The following is a 20,381-nucleotide window of genomic DNA, read 5'->3' as shown; positions in this document are numbered from 1 at the left end:
TATTTTTAAGCTCTGACTCTTGATTTGGTTGGATCGTAGAATGGAAAACCAACAACTTTAGCGCCAATCCTTTTTTGATGACCATCGATTTTACCTATTTCAACTTCAGTACCGATTTCTGAGTATTGAACATTTATTCTGCAAAGAGCAATATTTTTATTCAAAGTAGAGGACAAGCATCCACTGGTAACTATACCAACCTGTGATCTTCCAATATGAACACAGTCTCCGTGGCCTGCTATTTCTTTTCCATTAAGTTCTAGGCCTACCAATTTCTTTTGAGGGTTAGCTTTTCTTTTAATCAATTCCTCTTTACCAATAAAATCATCATCTTTTGTTTTCAGTGGAACGGCAAAACCAATACCAGCTTCAAAAGGGTCTTGCTCTCCATCAAACTCTGCGCCAAATAAAATTAAACCTGCCTCAATTCTTAGTTTGTCTAAGGCAGCAAACCCTGCTGGTATCAATCCATCATCTTTACCTGCTTCCATTAATTTATCCCAAACTTCGGGAGCATGTTTTGGATGGCACCAAACTTCATAACCTAATTCTCCAGTATAACCTGTTCTAGAAACAATTAATGGAATACCTTGAAGTTCTTCTATTCTACAAATTGTAAATCTAAACCAGCCCAGCTCATCTATCGAAGGCTGTGTTGGTGGAGTAAAGATAATTTTTTTTAAAATTTCTCTACTTTTTGGACCTTGCAAAGATACATTGCTAATTTGATCTGTGGAGTTTTTAACAATAGCATTAAAATTCTTTTTCTTTGCAATTTCTTTTAGCCATTCTCCACCATACTCATCTCCACATATCCATCTAAAACCTGTTTCGCTTAATCTTAAAAGAGTTCCATCATCGAACATCATTCCATTTTCGTAACACATTGCAGAATACACAACCTGCCCAACAGAAAGTTTTTTTATATTTCTTGTAAGAGTGTAGTTCATTAACTCTTCAGCATCTGGACCGATTATTTCAAATTTTCTTAGTGATGATAGATCAATTAATACAGCATCATTTCTGCAAGCATTGTACTCATTAACCAAACCATGTTTAGTGTAATCGTTTGGAAGCCAAAATCCTCTAGCATCAACAAAGTTTCTAGTTAATTTTGAAGTTCTTTCATAAAAGCCAGAATTTCTAGTAAGTTTATTTTCAGAGTCTGTTTTCATTCTAAAACCAAATGACTTTTTAAATTCTTTATTTTTATCGTAAGTTCTAACAAATATATTTGTAGGATTCCATGAATTACAAGGATCTATATCACTTGGACATGCAGTTGTTCCTATTGTTAAATCTTTTAACGCCTTAAACATTACATAATCACCAGGCCTTGAATATGATTCATCAGAAATAACAGAATTCAATCCTCCAGCAGAGGTGTTAAAAAATAAATTAATTGCATGCCAACCTTTCTGTTTCTGAACACCATATTTCGACATGCTTTCAGTTAAATTATCCGAACAATTTGGGTGACCAAAATACCCCGCATCTTCATAATATTTTGAAGTACATGCAAGATTAAAAGTATCGTGTTTACCAACGGTATCTCTTATTACTTCAACAAGTGGCTCATGATCTGTGTCATAAAATTTAGAGAACAAACCTGGTCCTGGGAAAGTATTACCCATGAATGTTCTCGTAGTTTGCCAGTCTAATCCTTTTTCAATTCCTTTTTCTAATTTTCTTGTATCGAATGCCACAAAGTCAGAACATTGTCTGCCAGTTGGACTTATCACTTGAATATAATCTCCTTCTTTAACCTCATAAGATATTGAAGTTTCTTTATTTATATTTTCTTCATAAACAGGTTCGAAAACAGGATCAGGAATTACATTTAATTCCTTATCATTAACAATTTTAGCTCTTTTAACAAATATAGTTAAATCAGTTGGTGGATTTTGTTTTGTAACATCCATATCTTCGCCAGGTGCTGAAAATATTGCGTAACATTTATCTTTTGATTTTAATTTAATTTTTTCACCAGGTTCTGCGTCTATATCAAATATAATTGATGATTTTGAATTAGAAATTTTTAAATTTCTTTTTTTTAATTGATAGTTGGTAGCTAAAATTGTTTCATCATTCCCACTAAGAATATTTCTTACAAAGTTTTTTTCATTGTTTGATTTAAGATTTAAAATTCCAAGATCTGAATTTCCATCTTTTCCAAAACAAATAATCTCACATATTTGATTTCCTTCATTATTGATTATTTCTAATTCATCATCAGGAAAAATTTGAAAACCAGTAAGACCACCACCATTTACAACATGTCTTTCAACTCCAGGTGGTAAGATATTTAAACCAGGATATTTGATATCTTTGCTTATGCCTAACATTTTTTAAATTTAAGTGAGACCATAATATAATCAAAACGAGTTGACTATAACTTTAAATAGGAACATACTTTCAATATTAATATATTAATAATAGAGGGGTATATATGAAAAAAATAATATCTTTACTATCTGCTCTAGTTATTTCTGTTGTAAGTTTTGCAGGAATTTCAAATGCTGATAGCAAAAAGCCCATCGTGATCCCAACACATAACTGGTCAAGTCAAATTGTAATGGCTTATGTTATTGGTGGAATTTTCGAAAGTATGGGTAATAACGTAAAATATGTAAACGCTGACTCACAAGCAGTTTATGAATCAATTAGAATTGGAGATGTAACTATATCTCACGAGGTATGGGAATCTGCATTCGGTAAATCTTTTACTACTGCTTTAGATAAAGGTGGTTTATTAGATTGGGGTGATCATGAAGCAAGAACTCTTGAGGATATGGGATATCCAAACTGGGTTGCTGAAAAAGGATTATGCCCAGGTCTACCAGATTGGACAGCTTTAAAAAATCCAGATTGCGCAAAAAACTTTACAACACCTGACTCTCCAGATGGAAAAGGAAGAATGTTGGAAGGTCCACAAACTTGGCATGGTGACTTAATTCCACAAAGAGTTGATGCACTTGGTTTAGGTGATTTATGGTGGGTTAAATTTGCTGGAAGTGCTGATGCACTTTGGGCAGAGTTATCTGCAGCAGAAAAAGAAGGAAGAGGAACAATTATCTTCAACTGGACGCCAAACTTTACAGATGGTGCTGGTTTTACATTTATTGACTTCCCTCCATACACAGCTGGTTGCAGACCAGAAGATGGTGGAGATGGTAAATGTGGTTCTCCTGATGGATACTTGAAAAAAGCAGTTCATGAGGATTTCCCAAAAACTCATCCTGATGCAGCAGCAGCGTTCAAAAAAATGTCATTCTCTACAAGTCAAATTGGTGCAATGGCAGCTTTAGTTGACGTTGACAAAATGACTCACGAAGATGCAGCTAAAAAATGGTTAGCTGATAACAAGTCAGTTTGGCAAGCATTTACTAAATAAGGATTATAGTTAAAAATTAAAGATCTCCCCCAACTTCGTTGGGGGGGATTTTTTTTTAATTCAATATGTGTAAAATGTTACAATGAAAAAATACTCTCTTATAATATTTTTTAGTTTTTTGATCTGCTCATCAGTTTTAGCAAGAAGCACTGGCTGCAAAGAAGGTAACTGTGAAAATGGTTTTGGTAAATGGGTTTACACCGATAAAACTACTTATGAAGGGGAATGGGTTAATACTAAAAAACAAGGTCAAGGTGTCGAAACCTGGCCTAATGGTTATATCTATAAAGGGGAATTTAAAAATAGTGAATGGAGCGGAAAGGGAACTTTAGTTTTTCCTGATGGGTCTACCTACGAAGGAGAGTGGTCTAAAGGTTTTATGAATGGCCAAGGAACATTTACCTGGGCAGATGGAAAACAAAAAACAGGTATTTGGAAAAACGGTAAGTTACAAGAATAATGTCAAAAGAAAATTATATTAATAAAATAAAAGATTTACCTGAGTCTCTAAGGCAATTTATTGGTCTCATAATTATTACTCTTATAGTAATTATGTCTTTTAGCATTTTAAATGGAATTTTTGGACAGGGTGATGATTTAGTAAAAAGAATGAAGTTAGAGGAGGAGAGAATTGCTGAAGAAAAAAAACTTAGCGAACTAATATCTAAATTACCTTCTGGTATATTGGTCTCATTTGACGGTACAGATCATTATAAACTGACTGATGAGGTATATGAGAAAGTATGCAAGGCTACTAAACTAATTCCACAAAGAGCAATAATGGGTGCTAATTTCTTAAATTTTAGAGCACATGAGCTATATACAATTAATGGAAATAAAATTGATGAGACTTTTGTTAAATGGGATGAAGAAAAAAGTAAATGTTTTGCGGGTTTTACAGTTAGTGGAAATAACGTAGGTGTTAATGAAAGTATTACTATAAGTGGAGAAGCTTTAAGTTTTTTAAGTACCGGAATTGATACTAGAGTTTATTTTATTAAAAATTTTTAATGAGGAAAGGCAACAATTATTAACATTTTAATTTTATAGAATTTAATATAACTTTAAAACAATTTATGTCTGAGACTGTAATCAAATGCGAGTCGGTTTATAAAATTTTTGGAGAAAATGCCAAAAAGATGCTTGAAGAATCTAACGGAAATGTAGATGCAAAAACTTTTCAAGAAAAAGGATGTATAGTTGGAGTTAACAATGCTTCTTTTGAAGTTGCAAAAGGAGAAATGTTAGTAGTAATGGGTTTGTCTGGCTCAGGTAAATCAACACTTCTTAGATGTATTTCAAGATTAACGGATGCTACCGGTGGAAAAATTTTTATCGAAGGTCAAGATTTATTAGAATTAAACAATAAAGAGCTTATTGAGCTTAGAAGAAATAAAATGGGAATGGTGTTTCAAAGCTTTGCATTGTTGCCTCATAAAACAGTTGTTGAAAACATTGCTTTCCCATTGCAGATCAAAGGCACTAATACTGATGAGAGCATTAGTAGAGCAATGGAAATGGTAAAGCTAGTTGGACTTGATGGAAGAGAAAACTATTTTCCAAGAGAGCTTTCAGGTGGACAACAACAAAGGGTAGGGATCGCAAGATCATTAGCTGTGGAACCAGATATATGGTTTTTAGACGAACCTTTTTCTGCTTTAGACCCATTGATAAGAAAAGAAATGCAGGATGAGTTTTTAAGACTTCAGGAAAAATTACAAAAAACAATTATGTTCATTACCCATGATTTTGATGAGGCCTTGAAGTTAGCTGATCGTATAGCGATTATGAAAGATGGTATAATTGAACAATTAGACACTCCTGCAAACATTGTATTAAATCCTGCAACAGAATATGTAAGAAAGTTTACTGAAGAAGTACCGAGGGAGAAAGTTTTGATTATTGAGGATGTAATGGATGCTTCAAGTAAAGATAATTTAGGAGATTTAAAAGTATCAAAAGATGAAATTATAGAAAATGTTGCAGAGAAAATACTTACTCAAGAAAAATTAGTAGGAGTAGTTGATTCAAATAATAATATTGTAGGATCAATTAAACCTTCAAAAATAATTGATACAGTTTTTGGAGGAAGAAACAACGGTAGTTAAAATATGGAGTATTTAAAAAAATATCCAAAATTATTCCAATGGTTATTTTTGTTAATTGTATTTTTTGCTTTATGTTTTGCAATTGATGTTCCTGAAACTTATAAATTTATAAGAGGCCAGGCAGAATTTGTTAAAGATCCCAACCAAAGTGTTTACATTTTTTTAGGTAAAGAGGTTAGGTATTATGCCTTCGATGTATTTTGGAGACTGCCTCCACTTCTAGGATGGCTGCCTATTTGGATAAACGACTCCTTGTTTTTCTTAATGAATGAGTGGATGCCAATGGAGTTTTGGAACGAAGATACTCAAGAATTTAAAACTCGACCATTATTATTAGAGATAAGTAGAAATTTAACTTCATTTATGACTTTTTTAATTGAATTAATTAGAGAGATTTTGCTTGGAGGTTTAGAAACTATTGTTGCATTTACTAGCTGGGATTTTATTGATGCTTATCCTTGGTTAGAATTGCCAGGTTTACCTTGGACAATTGTTGCTGCTGGAGCAGCGATACTTTCTTATAAATTAAGTGGAAAAGGATTGGCTTTATTTGCAGGTTTAACAATGATCTATATTTCTATATTTGGTCAATGGAAACCTTCAATGCAAACACTTTCATTTATACTTGTTGCAGCTCCACTTTCATTTATTTTTGGTTTAGGCTTGGGTATTGCAGCATACAAAAGCAAACGTGTTGAAAAAGCTTTGTACCCAATTCTTCTAGTGATGCAGACTATGCCACAATACGCTGTATTAGTTCCTGCCCTTGTTTTATTTGGAGTTGGTGATCATGCTGCTGTAATCATTACAATGGTTGTTGCAGTGCCACCAATGATTTTACTTACAATTTTAGGCTTAAGAGCCATACCGCCAGAAGTTATTGAAGCTGGAAGAATGAGTGGTTGTACCAATTGGCAATTAATGTTCAAGGTACTAATTCCAACAGCAAGAAGAGATATTTTAATTGGAGTTAACCAAGTTATTATGGTTTGTTTTTCAATGGCAGTTATATCTGCGTTCATTGGCGCGAAAGGATTAGGATTTAATTTGTTGTTAGCACTTAATCAACTCAATATAGGGTTGGCACTAGAAGCTGGTTTGTGTATTAGTTTAATTGCAATTTTACTTGATAAAATGTCTTTGGCATGGGCAAATAAACAAACAGATTATTTTGGTAATCTGACATTTTTCCAAAGAAATAAAAACGTAATATTTTTTGCAGCTTCATTCGTAATTGGAATAATTCTTGCATATGTTGGGACTTTTATTTTCAAAGGTAGTTTTAATTACTTGTTTGAAATTCCTCATAATAAAGGAATATCAACAGCAGATTTTTGGAATAAAGGAGTTGATTGGATTTTTGATACTTTCTTTGTTTATATAAAAGCATTCAATACATGGTTAATTCAAGATGTGCTTCAGCCGATGAGAGCTTTATATTTGAGAATGCCTGCAGTAGCTACATTAGTACTGGCAGTTGGGGCTGGATATTTAATTGGAGGAGTTCGTTCAGCATTAGTTGTTGCTGCTTTAACTTTATTTATAGCACTAAGTCCATGGTGGGATAGAGCGCTAGTAACATTATATATGGCAACTTTTGGAGTAGTTATTTCTTGTTTAATAGGATTTACAGTTGGAACATTATGTTTTCAAAATAAAAAATCAGCTGCGTTTATGCTAGGTGTTTGTGATATATTTCAAACATTCCCATCATTTGTATATCTAATTCCAGTAATGATGCTTTTTGGAATTACAGATACTTCCGTATTAATTGCAGTAATTGTTTATGCCACAATTCCTGCAACAAGATATACAATTGAAGGTTTAAGAAGTGTTCCAGTTGGCTTGCATGAAGCCGCAACAATGTCTGGTGTAAATAAATTTCAAAGATTAACAAAAATTGAATTTCCATTAGCATTTCCACACATGATGCTTGGTTTGAATCAAACAATAGTTTTTGCATTATTTATGGTGATAATTGGAGCCTTCATTGGAACAGAAGATCTTGGACAATACATTTTAAAAGCACTTTCAGATAAAAATGGAGCAGGAATTGGTTTAACTCTAGGTGTCTGTGTTGCGTTTATAGGATTGATCTTTGATAATTTGATTAGAACTTGGGTTGAGAAAAGAAAAAAACATCTTGGCATAGCTTAGAATTTTGAAAAAATTTATTGTCTCCATTGATCAAGGAACAACCTCTTCGAGAGTTGTTTTGTTCGATACTAAAGGGAACATTAAATTTATTTCACAATATGAATTTAAACAATACTTTCCTAAAAATGGCTGGGTAGAACATAATCCAAATGAAATTTGGTCGACAACAATTAAAGCACTAAAACAAGTAATTAAAAAAGCTAAAAGTTTAAAAGGTCATATACTTACTATTGGAATTACAAACCAAAGAGAAACTACAATTTTGTGGAATAAAAAAACTGGAAAACCTGTTTATAATGCAATCGTTTGGCAAGATAGAAGAACGCAGGAATATTGTAAATCTCTAAAGAATAAAAATTATGAAAATACTTTTAGAGAAAAAACAGGGTTATTCATAGATCCTTATTTTTCTGCCACTAAAATAAAATGGATTTTAGATAATATAAAAGTTTCAAAAAAGTTATTAAAAACTAATAATTTATTATTTGGTACAGTAGATACCTTCTTAATCTGGAAATTAACTAAAGGTAAACAGCATTTAACCGAAGCTACCAACGCAAGTAGAACTATGTTGTTTAATATTAATAACAATAAATGGGATAATGAAATTTTACAGAAATTAAAAATTCCAAAGAGTATCTTGCCAGAGGTAAAAAATTCTGCAGATAATTTTGGAAAAACAGACAATAGAGTTATAGGAAAAGAAATACCTATTTCAGCTGTTCTAGGAGATCAACAAGCAGCTGCTGTAGGTCAAGCTTGTTTTGAAAAAGGATCTATAAAAAGTACTTATGGCACTGGTGCTTTTATAATAATGAACACTGGATCAAAAAAAATAAATTCAAAAAATAAGTTATTAACTACAATTTGTTATCGATTGAATAATAAGACTACCTATGCTCTTGAAGGATCTATTTTTATAGCAGGAGCGGGCGTACAATGGTTAAGAGATAAAATTAAACTAATTAATAATGCGTATGAAACTGAAAAAATAGCTAAATCAACAAAAAGCAATAATGAAGTTTATGTTGTCCCAGCTTTTAGTGGAATAGGCGCACCTTATTGGAGACCTGATGCAAGGGGTTTAATAACAGGACTTACAAGAGATAGTGATTGGAAAACTTTAGTTCGAGCAACAGTCGAGTCAGTGGCTTATCAAAGTTATGATTTATTTTATTCAATGAATAAAGATGGTTTAAAGCCCAGGATAGTAAAGATTGATGGGGGCATGGTAGCTAATAATTGGTTTTCACAATTTTTGGCAGATGTGATTAATCTAAAAGTAATTCGACCGAAAGTCTTAGAAACCACTGCTCTTGGAGCCGCCTTGCTTGCAGGTTATCAAGTAGGAGAATTCAAATCATTAAATCAGATTAAAAATATATGGAAAAAAGATAAAGCTTTTAGGCCAAAAATTAACAAAAAAATTAGAAATCATTTATTGCAAGGTTGGCAGCAAGCAATTAAAAAAACTTTGGCATAAGATAGTTATGAAAAAAATTTTAATAATTGGAGCAGGTGCAATGGGTGCAGCGTTTTCTGTGCCTTTGATAGACAATAATCAAAAAGTAACTATAACTGAACCGTATAACCTTAATTTATTAAAAAAAATAAATAATAAAAAAAAGTTTCATCCAGCTTTAAAAATTAATTTATCAAAAAAACTTTCCATTAAAAAATTTAATACTGAACTTTTGAATCAAAAATGGGATTTGATAGTAATTGCAGTTAGTTCACTAGGCATGGATATGATTAGAAATTATCTAAAAAATCTTAAAAACAAAACTCTAATTCTTGTTTTAACAAAAGGTCTAAAGTTAAAAAATAATAATATAATCAGCATGTCTGAGCAATTAAATTTAGGAAAAACGAAATATAATATTTCAGTACTAAAAGGACCTTGTCTAGCTAAAGAATTAGCTAGAAAAATAAAAAGTTATACTGTGATTGCAAATAAAAAAATAAGTATTGCTAAAAAAATTGGAAAAATGATTTCAACCAATTATTATACAACAGAATATTCAACAGACGTTATAGGAGTAGAATTTTCTTCAGCTATCAAAAACATTTATTCAATGGTTATAGGATCTGGTGAAGGAAATAATACTTCTTCAGCGTTATTTAGAAAATCATTTGATGAAATGGAATATTTAATTCAACATTTTAAAGGCAAAAAAGAAACTGTCAGAGGTCTAGCGGGTTTAGGTGATTTATATGTTAGTGCAGTTGGAGGTAGAAATAGCAAAATGGGTGAATATTTGGGTAAAGGATTTTCTTTTAAAAATGCTAAGAATAAATTTATGAAAAACGACACTGTTGAAGGTGCTGATTTGGCAAATGAAATAGCTCCATATATAAGAAAAAAAATAAGTAAAAGTAAGATCCCATTGATGATTGCGCTTTTGGATACGATTACTAAAAATAAAAAACTTAAAATAAATTATTAATTTCTATTTATTTAAAAAAGTTTCCATAGAGTCATCCATCGCTTTTTCCCAAGGCGTATGATGAATTGGCGCAACTGATCCAGTCACTGGAGATGAAAACGATTTATTTCTATAAGTTAGAATATCCTCTACTTTATGGTGTTCCCATTCTTTGAAATGTTTTCTAATTAATTCAAAATCAATTTTAGGATAATCAGACATATCATGAAGTTCTTTGGTATATTCTGTTTGAAAATCTATCATTTGATCAGGATTTTCTAATTTTTCCTCCATTGAAACCCACTTATTTATGTCTTTATCTATCTCGTCGTCACTAGGCATTTTGATTTTTCCCATGATCACATCTCTCGCATACCATCCCTGACAGTCAAACATGTTAAATGTATGAAACTGGTCCTGCATACCTAAGTATAAAAGTTTATGATTATCTTGCCACACAACTCCTTTGTAAAGTTTTGGTGGATATAATCTGTTATGTGTTTTTAATTTTAAACTTTCATCTAAAAATGGGAAATGATGAAGATATCCAGTACACAAGATCACTACATCGGCATTTTGTTCTGTTCCGTCTTTAAATATAGCTTTTTTTCCATCTAACCTATCTAAGTAATGAACTTCTTTCATGCCTTTTGGCCATTTAAAGCCCATTGGGTTATGCCTGTAACCAATTGTTACACTTTTAGCACCATATTTATTACATTGTAGGGCTACATCTTCAGCTGAATAGCTGCTTCCCAAAACAATCACATCTTTTCCTCTGAACTCTTCTGCATCTCTAAAATCATGTGAGTGCATTATTCTTCCCGGGAAAGAATTCATTCCTTCGTACTCAGGAATAAAAGGTACAGAAAAATGACCTGAAGAGACTACCACATAATCAAATGTATCATTTAAAACTTTATTATTTACTTTGTCCTGGTAGCTAATTTCAAACTTATCATTTTTAAAAACAGTATTTGTAACTCTTGTATTAAATTTAATCTTACTTTTTATATTTCCTTTACTTACTCTTCCCAGAATATAATCTTGCAAAACTTCTCTTGGAGGAAAGGAAGGAATTGGCTTTCCAAAATGTTCATCAAAAGAATAATCAGCAAATTCCAAACATTCTTTAGGTCCATTAGACCATAAGTATCTGTACATACTATTAGGCACAGGATCTCCATACTGATCTGAACCAGTTCTCCAGTTGTAGTTCCATAGACCACCCCAACTTTCTTGTTTTTCAAAGCAAACTATTTCAGGAATTTTTTCTCCTTTTTTTTCTAAATGCTCAAATGCTCTTAAAATTGAAAGTCCACATGGACCAGCGCCTATGATTGCTACTTTTGACATAGAATTTTTCCTATCATTAATAAATTTATAAATATATCTTACTAACAATTTTTAAAAAAATAAAATTATATTTTGTTATGGGTATTAATTGGAATTATCCAACCACTATGTGGATAGGAGAAAATAGAATTGAAGATTTATCCTTAGCCTGTAAAGAGTTAAATATTTCAAATCCATTATTTGTAACAGACAAGGATTTAATTAACTTAGATTTAACTAAAAATATAATATTAACATTAAAAAAAAGTTTTAAAAACCTAGCTAGCTTTTCTAATTTTACGGGAAATCCAATTGGAGAAAATGTAGAAGAAGGTGTTAAAGTTTATAATATTTCTGGCTGTGACGGTGTAATAGCTTTAGGAGGCGGAAGTGGTTTAGATGTTGGAAAAGCTATAGCATTTATGTGTAATCAATCTCGACCGTTATGGGATTTTGAAGATATTGGTGACTACTGGACAAAAGCTGATAGTTCAAAAATTTCAAAAATTATTGCAGTTCCAACCACTGCTGGGACTGGATCAGAAACTGGTAGAGCATCTGCAATCATAAATAAAGAAACAGGTGTAAAAAAAATTATTTTTCACCCAAAAATGTTACCTTCGATTGTGATTTTAGATCCTTTACTTACACTAGATTTATCTCCAAGATTAACAGCAGCAACAGGAATGGATGCACTAGCTCATAATTTAGAAGCGTTTTGTGCACCAGGATATCATCCAATGGCTGATGGTATGGCGATAGAAGGGATGAAGTTAATTAAAAATTCTTTAATTAAAGCATTCACAAATGGAAAAGACGTTAACGCTAGAATGGATTTACTTTCAGCGGCTTCAATGGGCTCGACTGCATTTCAGAAGGGACTAGGAGCAATTCACTCATTGAGCCATCCTGTAAACGGTAAATTCAATGTTCACCATGGTTTATCTAACGCAATATTTATGCCTTATGTTTTAACATTTAACAAACCATCCATCGAAAACAAAATAATATCGATTTGTGATTATCTTAATTTAAATAAAAATTTTGATAGTTTTTTAAATTGGATTTTGGAATTAAGAAAAAATTTAAATATTCCACACAAATTATCAGATGTAATGGATTGTAATAATATTGATTTAGATGAACTTTCATCAATGGCATTTGAAGATCCATCAACAGGAGGAAATCCCAAAAAATTAAGTCAAAATGATCTAAAAGAAATGTATATAAAAAGTATTTCTGGAGAATTATTTTAATGAAAAAAATATTGATAGTAGAAGGAAACTTACGAGAAGAAAATCAAAGTTTTTCTGAGGCTGGAATTCAAACACATACAGAAAGCCTTAAAGATAGTTTAGCGTTTTTCACAGATAAATTAGAAACCCACGTGGTTAATCCTTCTTCAGACGAAAATATCGATAAAAATATTGATGCACTTGAAAGCTACGATGGTCTTATTTGGGGAGGAAGTAGTTTAAACATCTACAACAATACTCCAGAAATAAAAAGACAAATTGATTTTATGAAAGAGTGTCAGAAAAAAATAAAAAAAATACTAGCAATTTGTTGGGGCATGCAAGTAGCTGTAACAGCAGCTGGTGGAGAAGTGAAAAAATGTACAAAAGGATCTCATAGAGGTATTGCTTCAAATATAGAAATTAATGAAAATGGTTTAAATCATCCACTTTATAAAAATAAAGATCAAAAATTTAATACTCCAGCATTTAATTTTGATGAAGTTGTAACTATGCCAGAAAATTCAACTTTATTAGCTTCAAACTCAATCAATAATGTTCAAGGAATAAATTTTAAAATTGGTAACTGTAATATATGGGGCCTTCAATATCACCCTGAGATAACTTACAATAAAATGATCAATTTGATTATTTTTAGAAAAAAGAAACTCTTAGAAAAAGGTGCTTTTAAAGATGAAAATGAAATAGATAATCATATTAAACATATAGAAACTGAGAACAATAAATTAGATAAAGTTTCTAGAATGAGAGAATTAGAGAATTGGTTAGACTATTTAAATTTAGAATAAACCTTCTATTTCACCTTTTTTATTCAACTTAATAGAGTCTGCTGCTGGAACTCTTGGTAGGCCAGGCATAGTCATGATTGCTCCACAGATAACTACTATAAATTCTGCACCAGATGATAGCCTTACCTCTCTTAATGGAAGAGCATGACCAGATGGAGCACCTTTTAAATTTGGATCAGTTGAAAAACTATATTGAGTTTTTGCAACACAAATTGGTAAGTCACCATATCCAGCTGCTTCAAAGTTTTTAAGCTGTTCTCTAATCTTAGTATCAGCTATTACCTCATCAGCTCTATAGATTTCTTTTGCTATTGTCTCAATTTTTTTGAACAATGGTGTTTTACTTTCGTATAAGAATTTAAATTTTGCCTCATCTTTTTCGCATAATTCAACAACATGAGCTGCTAAATCTTTTGTTCCTTCTCCACCATTTGCCCAATGAGTGCAAAGACTTGCTTTAACTCCTAAATCATTACAAAAATCTATTAGTGCTTTTACTTCACTATCTGTATCTTTAATAAAATGATTAACAGCAACAGCAACTGGTAACCCAAATTTTTTAACATTTTCAATATGCCTCTCAAGGTTAACCAATCCTTTTTTAAGTGCATCTACATTTTCGTTTTTTAAATCTTCTTTTGCAACTCCACCATGCATTTTTAATGCTCTGATTGTTGCAACGATAACTACACAACTAGGTTTTAAATTTGATTTTCTGCATTTAATATCTAAAAATTTTTCAGCACCCAGATCAGCGCCAAACCCTGCCTCTGTTACAACGTAATCTGCAAGTTTTAATCCAGTTTTTGTTGCAATAACTGAGTTACATCCATGTGCTATATTTGCAAAAGGACCTCCATGTATAATTGCAGGATTGTTTTCTAATGTTTGTGTTACGTTAGGTCTAATAGCTTCTTTAAGAAGCACTGTCATAGGTCCTTGAGCATTTAAATCTTTTGCATAAACTGGTTTTTTATCTCGGTTATATCCAATTGTAATATTCCCAATTCTTTTCTCTAAATCTTCTAGATCATTTGATAAACAAAAGATTGCCATTATCTCAGATGCAACAGTAATATCAAAACCATCTTCTCTTGGAAATCCGTTGGCAACACCACCTAAATTAATGTTTATTGATCTTAAAGATCTATCATTCATATCCATGACTCTTTTCCAAACAATTCTTCTAACGTCTATGTCTAATTTATTTCCCCAATAAATATGATTATCAATTAATGCAGATAACAAATTGTGAGCTGATGTGATCGCATGAAAATCACCTGTGAAATGTAAATTTATTTGTTCCATAGGAACAACTTGAGCATATCCTCCGCCAGCTGCACCACCTTTCATTCCAAAAGAAGGACCAAGACTTGGTTCTCTTAAACAAACAATAGATTTTTTTCCAATTTTATTTAATCCATCATTCAATCCAACAGAAGTAGTTGTTTTACCTTCACCAGCTGGAGTTGGAGTGATTGCAGTTACTAAAATTAATTTTCCATCTGGTTTATCTTTAAGAGTGTCTAAATATTCCAAATTTATTTTTGCGATGTGTCTTCCCATTGGGCTGAAAGCTGCACTCTCATCAGGGACATTTATCTTTGCTAAAATATCATTAATTGGTTGCATTTTAGCTTCTCTAGCTATCTGAATATCTGACTTTACATCGCTCATGAATAATCCTTTAAATTAAAAACATTTACCTGTGACTTCTTATCCTTTTTTGAGATATTTGGAAACTTCTAAAAAATATATATAAAAAAAATAAGCACTATTTATATTCTTTGTTATAAAATTATTTAATGCAGAAGTATTCAATATTTAACTTAGTTAAAAATGCTTTTTCTAATCATCAAAATTGGGATTTAGCCTGGAAAGATCCAACACCTAAGGAAGAATACGATGTTGTAATTATAGGTGGTGGTGGTCATGGATTAGCTACTGCATATTACCTTGCTAAAGAGCACAACATTACAAAAGTTGCAATTATCGAGAAAGGTTGGATTGGAGGAGGAAATGTAGGACGTAATACTACAATTATTAGATCCAATTATATGCACGATGAAAATGGATTGTTCAGTGAGTTTGGAATGGATTTATGGAGAAAGATGAGTCAGGATCTGAACTACAATGTAATGTTTTCTCCAAGAGGAATAATTAACCTTGCTCATTCTGATGCACAAATGAATGCATATGCGAGAAGAGGAAATTCGATGAGATTAAATGGAATAGATGCAGTTCTTTTAAATAGAGAGCAAGTTAAAGAAATTATTCCAATGGCTGATTTTTCAGACAACGTAAGATTTCCAATCTTTGGTGGATTGATGCAACCAAGTGCTGGAACTGCTCGTCATGATGCAGTTGCTTGGGGTTACGCTCGTCAAGCAGACTCTATGGGTGTAGATATAATTCAAAATTGTGAAGTGATTGGTTTTGATGTTAACGCAGGTAAAATAAAAGGCATAAGAACTTCAAGAGGAAATATTAAAGCAAAAAAAGTTGGTATTTGTGTTGCCGGTAGCACCAATATATTAGCTGAAAAATTAAATATGACTTTACCAATTGAAACACATTTACTTCAAGCTTGTGTTTCTGAACCAGTTAAACCAGTTTTAGATAAAGTAGTTACATTTGGTGCTGGTCATTTTTATGTAAGTCAATCAGATAAAGGTGAGATGGTAATGGGAGGTGATCTTGACGGGTATAATAGTTATGCTCAAAGAGGAAATTTACCAACATTACAACACGTTTTAACCGAAGGAATAGCGATGATGCCCTTTTTAAGTAAATTAAAAATGTTGAGAACTTGGGGCGGTATAATGGATATGTCAATGGATGGTTCACCAATTATTGATAAAACACACATTGAAGGATTGTATTTAAATTGTGGATGGTGCTATGGAGGATTTAAAGCCACACCTGCATCAGGATGGACATTTGCACACACAATTGCACAAGATAGAGTTCACGAATTAAATGCTGGTTATAGCTTAAATAGATTTAGCACTGGTCATCTTATTGATGAAAAGGGACTTGGAACAAAAACCTGGATATCGTAAATGCTTTATATAAATTGCCCGCACTGTGGAATGAGGTCTCAAAATGAATTTTCGTATGGTGGTGATGCAAGCGTTAAAAGACCAGAACTTAATAAAGAAGTTTCTGATCAAGAATGGGATAATTTTGTTTACAATAGAAAAAGTTTAAGAGGAAAGCATTTAGAGCTATGGCAACATATTTCTGGATGTAGACAATGGATAAAGGTTGAGAGAGATACCGCAACTCATGAAATTTTCAGAACCTTCAAAGCTGATGAGGAAGTTGCTTAATGACTCAAGCTTTTAGAATTGAAAATGGCGGGTTAATAAATAGAGATAAAAAATTATCTTTTAAATTTAATGGAAAAACTTACTTTGGTTATGAAGGTGACACATTAGCTTCAGCTTTATTAGCAAATGGAGTTCATTTAGTAGGAAGAAGTTTTAAATATCACAGACCCAGAGGTTTCTTTGGAGCAGGTGTAGATGAACCTTATGCAGTTGTTCAACTTTATAGAAATGATGAAACAGAGCCAAATATAAAAGCTACAGAACAGGAGTTGTTTGAGGGTTTAGAGGCTAAAAGTGTTAATTGTTGGCCAAGTGTTAATTTTGACATAGGTGCAATCAATAATTTTCTAAAAATTTTTTTACCAGCAGGTTTTTATTACAAAACTTTTATGTGGCCAAAAAGTTTTTGGTATCGAATTTATGAACCTTTTATAAGAAAAGCAGCTGGTTTAGGTGTAGCTTCAACTAAACATGACAAAGAAAGGTATGAACATAAATACGAATATTGCGATTTATTAATTGCAGGTTCAGGACCCTCGGGATTAGCAGGTGCGTATGCTGCAGCGAAAAATGGAGCTAAAGTAATTTTAGCTGAAGATAAGCCAAGATTTGGTGGATCTTTACTAACTAGTGATGTCAATATTGGAAATCAATCAGGAAAAGATTGGGCTGAGGGAATAATTGCAGAACTTAAAACAATGCCAAATGTTGTTGTAAAAAATAGATCCCAAATTTTTGGATACTATGATCACAACATGCTTGTGATGTCGGAAAAAGTCAGCGATCATTTACCATCAACCAAAAAATATCATCCTAATAAAAGACTATGGTACATTCGTGCAAAAGAAGTTTTGATTTCCTCTGGATCAATTGAAAGACCGATAGTTTTTGGAAATAATGATACGCCAGGAGTTATGCTTTCTTCAGCTGCTAAAGAATATTTAAAAGTATATGGTGTTTTAGTTGGAAGAAAACCATTGGTATTTACAAATAACGATAGTGGATATGAAACAGCAATTGAATTTAAAAAACATGGAGTAGATCCAGTTGTTTTAGACTCAAGGAAAAACGCTGAGTCAGAAATAATTGATGAAGCAAAAAATTTAGGAATTAACATTAAAAATTCATATGTTGTGGTTGCAGCACAAGGATACAAAAAAGTAAAATCTGCAGATATTGCAAGTATTTCAGAAGACAAAAAACAACTTGGTAAAATAGAAAATATTCAATGTGATTGTATTTGCGTTTCAGGTTTTTGGACACCAACTATTCATTTAGCTTCACAATCAGGAAATAAAACAAAGTTTAAAGAGGAAATTGATGCATTCGTTCCAGGGCAATCAAAACAAAATGAAATCACTTTAGGTGCAGCTAATGGAGTATTTTCACTTGATGAAACATTAAAAACTTCATTTAAAGCAGGAAGTGAACTATCAAAAAAAATTACTGAAAAAGATAATCAGATAACTATTCCAAATGTTGTTGAAAAAAAATCTTCTCAACATGATAAGTTTTGGTGTGTCCCATTGCCGAAAGGTAAAAATTACAAAAGATTTTTAGATTTTCAAAATGATGTAGCGGTATCTGATGTAGAAATAGCTTTAAGAGAAGGGTATCGATCAATTGAACATGTTAAAAGATATACCACTTTAGGAATGGCAACAGACCAAGGAAAAACAAGTAATTTAAATGGATTACAGTTAGTATCCGAAATTGAAAACAAAGTTGTTCCTGCAGTAGGTCATACAACTTTCAGACCCCCATATACTCCTGTTTCTATTGGAGCTATAGTAGGGAGAGAAGTTGGAAAACATTCAAAACCAACGAGAAAATCGCCAATGCATTTATGGCATGAAAAGAATAACGCAGTTTTTGTTGATGCCGGTGTTTGGTTAAGACCAAGATATTATAAAAGAGGAAATGAAAATTTATTTGAGGGATCAAAAAGAGAAGCAAAAAATGTAAGAACAAATGTTGGAGTTTGTGATGTAACAACTTTAGGAAAAATTGATGTCAAAGGTCCTGATGCAGCAGAGTTTTTAAATAGAGTTTATACAAATGCATGGTTGAAGCTACCAGTTGGTAAAGCTAGATACGGTGTAATGTTAAGAGAAGATGGAATTGTTATGGATGACGGAACAACTACAAGAATTTCAGAAAATCATTATCATATGACCACTACTACAGCTCAAGCAGCAAACGTTCTTTCTCATTTAGAATATTATTTGCAACTAGTTTGGCCTGAATTAAATGTGAACGTAGTTTCAACTACAGAACAGTGGGCTGGAGCAGCTATTGCTGGACCTAAATCTAGAGATTTATTGCAAAAATTATTTCCAAATTCTGATGTATCAAATGAAGGTTTGCCATTCATGGGCTATATGGAGGGAGATTTATTTGGTGTTAAAGCAAGAATATTTAGAATTTCGTTTTCAGGTGAGCTTGCTTATGAAGTAAATGTTGAATCTGATTATGGAAATTTTATGTGGGAAAAAATAATGGAAGTCGGTAAAGAATTTGACATTCAACCATATGGAACAGAAGCATTATCAACTCTTAGAATTGAAATGGGACATGTTGCTGGATCAGAACTTGATGGTAGAACAATTCCATACGATAACGCTTTAGAAGGTCTTGTTAGTAAAAAGAAAGATTTTATTGGAAAAAGATCATTACAACGATCTGCATTTACAGCTGAAGATAGACAAAGAGTAGTAGGGGTAGTTCCATTAGATAAAAAAACAAGTATACCTGAAGGCTCACATTTAGTTAAAGATGATAAAGCACCATTACCAAATCCAAAGTTAGGTCATATATCTGCATCATGTTGGAGTGTTGAATATGACAATCCTTTTTCTTTGGCAATTTTGAAAGATGGAAAAAACATGATTGGTGAAAAGCTTTTTGCGATGTCGCCACTTAAAAATAAAGTAATACCAGTTGAAATAGTTTCATCACATTATGTAGACCCAAAAGGTGAAAGGGTTAGATCATGACATTAATTTCAGCTTTATCAAATGTACATGAGAAAGGCCAATTTGGAGATTATGAGGGTAAAAATAGAGATGATATACTTAAAATATCTGAAATCAAAAATTTATTAATTGTTCAAATAGTTCAGTACAAAAATTCTTCAGTTTCATTTGAGAGTATTGATATTGATGGTTTAAAATTAAAAAATGAACCTTTAACAGTAGTATTTAATGAAACTACAAGGATTATGTGGAATGGACCAAAGAACTGGCTTTTAGTTTCAACAAAAAAAGATTTAATAAAAAGTTTAGTGGATAAATTTGAAGATACAGATTTTGCTGTAACAGATTTATCTAATTCTAGAGCTATTATTGAAATCGAAGGAAATGATACAATAGAAGTTCTAAAAAAAGGATGTCCTTTTAATTTTAATACATTGGACAACAATAATTCAATTAACTCAACTTATAATGGAATAGCTTTCACAATAGATAGGTTAGGTGAAAATCCAAATAAAGTAAGGTTATTTGCTCTAAGAAGTTTTGGCGAGTCTTTATATCATTCTATCACAGACGCCTCTCTAGAGTTTGGTTTTGAATCTTTATAAACTTA

Annotated in this window: 16 protein-coding genes; 13 read left to right on the top strand and 3 right to left on the bottom strand. The window is 32.0% G+C overall.

Features of this window, described 5'->3' with window-relative positions:
* Positions 1-5: 5 nt before the first annotated feature.
* Positions 6-2,345: a DUF1989 domain-containing protein gene (locus tag DT059_RS00825; RefSeq protein ID WP_145595947.1), complete on the bottom strand. Its 2,340-nt coding sequence runs from the start codon at positions 2,343-2,345 to the stop codon at positions 6-8.
* Positions 2,346-2,449: 104 nt separating this feature from the next.
* On the opposite strand from DT059_RS00825, the gene DT059_RS00820 reads away from it, so the two are divergent.
* The 7 genes from DT059_RS00820 (at position 2,450) to DT059_RS00790 (ending at position 10,106) form a co-directional block, all read left to right on the top strand.
* On the top strand, positions 2,450-3,394 hold the full coding sequence (locus DT059_RS00820) for an ABC transporter substrate-binding protein (protein ID WP_023854169.1): 945 nt from the start codon (positions 2,450-2,452) through the stop codon (positions 3,392-3,394).
* 82 nt (positions 3,395-3,476) lie between these two features.
* Complete coding sequence (locus DT059_RS00815; protein WP_145595945.1) at positions 3,477-3,854, top strand: MORN repeat-containing protein; 378 nt, start codon at positions 3,477-3,479, stop codon at positions 3,852-3,854.
* A complete protein-coding gene (locus tag DT059_RS00810) occupies positions 3,854-4,405 on the top strand; it encodes a hypothetical protein (protein ID WP_145595943.1) in 552 nt (183 codons plus the stop codon). The genes DT059_RS00815 and DT059_RS00810 overlap by 1 nt, the downstream gene beginning before the upstream one ends.
* A gap of 65 nt (positions 4,406-4,470) precedes the next feature.
* Positions 4,471-5,502 (top strand): quaternary amine ABC transporter ATP-binding protein, encoded by a 1,032-nt coding sequence (locus DT059_RS00805; RefSeq protein WP_145595941.1) that lies wholly within the window; start codon positions 4,471-4,473, stop codon positions 5,500-5,502.
* A 3-nt stretch (positions 5,503-5,505) separates the two neighbouring features.
* Entirely contained in the window at positions 5,506-7,659 is a 2,154-nt protein-coding gene (locus DT059_RS00800) for an ABC transporter permease (RefSeq protein WP_145595939.1), read from the top strand.
* 4 nt (positions 7,660-7,663) lie between these two features.
* The gene (gene glpK / locus DT059_RS00795) at positions 7,664-9,142 is read left to right on the top strand and encodes a glycerol kinase GlpK (protein WP_145595937.1); all 1,479 of its coding nucleotides are present in this window, start codon (positions 7,664-7,666) and stop codon (positions 9,140-9,142) included.
* 7 nt (positions 9,143-9,149) lie between these two features.
* Positions 9,150-10,106: a 2-dehydropantoate 2-reductase N-terminal domain-containing protein gene (locus DT059_RS00790; protein WP_145595935.1), complete on the top strand. Its 957-nt coding sequence runs from the start codon at positions 9,150-9,152 to the stop codon at positions 10,104-10,106.
* Positions 10,107-10,109: 3 nt separating this feature from the next.
* On the opposite strand, the gene DT059_RS00785 is transcribed toward DT059_RS00790, so the two are convergent.
* On the bottom strand, positions 10,110-11,441 hold the full coding sequence (locus tag DT059_RS00785; protein WP_145595933.1) for an NAD(P)-binding domain-containing protein: 1,332 nt from the start codon (positions 11,439-11,441) through the stop codon (positions 10,110-10,112).
* 77 nt (positions 11,442-11,518) lie between these two features.
* Between DT059_RS00785 and DT059_RS00780 the strand changes: the two genes are divergently transcribed.
* Complete coding sequence (locus tag DT059_RS00780; protein WP_240704603.1) at positions 11,519-12,676, top strand: iron-containing alcohol dehydrogenase; 1,158 nt, start codon at positions 11,519-11,521, stop codon at positions 12,674-12,676.
* On the top strand, positions 12,676-13,464 hold the full coding sequence (locus DT059_RS00775; protein WP_145595931.1) for a type 1 glutamine amidotransferase: 789 nt from the start codon (positions 12,676-12,678) through the stop codon (positions 13,462-13,464). The genes DT059_RS00780 and DT059_RS00775 overlap by 1 nt, the downstream gene beginning before the upstream one ends.
* On the opposite strand, the gene DT059_RS00770 is transcribed toward DT059_RS00775, so the two are convergent.
* Positions 13,456-15,141 carry a formate--tetrahydrofolate ligase gene (locus DT059_RS00770; RefSeq protein ID WP_145595929.1) on the bottom strand — a complete coding sequence of 562 codons (1,686 nt, stop codon included), beginning with the start codon at positions 15,139-15,141 and terminating at the stop codon, positions 13,456-13,458. The two genes, DT059_RS00775 and DT059_RS00770, sit on opposite strands and share 9 nt — an antisense overlap.
* A gap of 128 nt (positions 15,142-15,269) precedes the next feature.
* Here DT059_RS00770 and DT059_RS00765 point away from each other — a divergent pair, with 128 nt between their 5' ends.
* Genes DT059_RS00765 through DT059_RS00750 form a run of 4 tightly spaced genes read left to right on the top strand, consistent with a single transcriptional unit; the run spans position 15,270 to position 20,376 of the window.
* On the top strand, positions 15,270-16,526 hold the full coding sequence (locus tag DT059_RS00765) for a sarcosine oxidase subunit beta family protein (RefSeq protein ID WP_145595927.1): 1,257 nt from the start codon (positions 15,270-15,272) through the stop codon (positions 16,524-16,526).
* Positions 16,527-16,556: 30 nt separating this feature from the next.
* On the top strand, positions 16,557-16,796 hold the full coding sequence (locus tag DT059_RS00760) for a sarcosine oxidase subunit delta (protein WP_240704602.1): 240 nt from the start codon (positions 16,557-16,559) through the stop codon (positions 16,794-16,796).
* Positions 16,796-19,792, top strand: a complete 2,997-nt coding sequence (locus DT059_RS00755; RefSeq protein WP_145595926.1) for a sarcosine oxidase subunit alpha family protein — start codon at positions 16,796-16,798, stop codon at positions 19,790-19,792. The genes DT059_RS00760 and DT059_RS00755 overlap by 1 nt, the downstream gene beginning before the upstream one ends.
* The gene (locus DT059_RS00750; RefSeq protein ID WP_145595924.1) at positions 19,789-20,376 is read left to right on the top strand and encodes a sarcosine oxidase; all 588 of its coding nucleotides are present in this window, start codon (positions 19,789-19,791) and stop codon (positions 20,374-20,376) included. Before DT059_RS00755 ends, DT059_RS00750 begins: the two co-directional genes overlap by 4 nt.
* Positions 20,377-20,381: the final 5 nt, after the last annotated feature.

Origin of the sequence: Candidatus Pelagibacter sp. FZCC0015 (genome assembly GCF_007833635.1) — a bacterium.
In the GTDB taxonomy this organism is placed as follows: Bacteria; Pseudomonadota; Alphaproteobacteria; order Pelagibacterales; family Pelagibacteraceae; genus Pelagibacter.
Note: the sequence above shows the minus strand (reverse complement) of the source record. Positions and strands in the feature narration are given on the sequence as shown.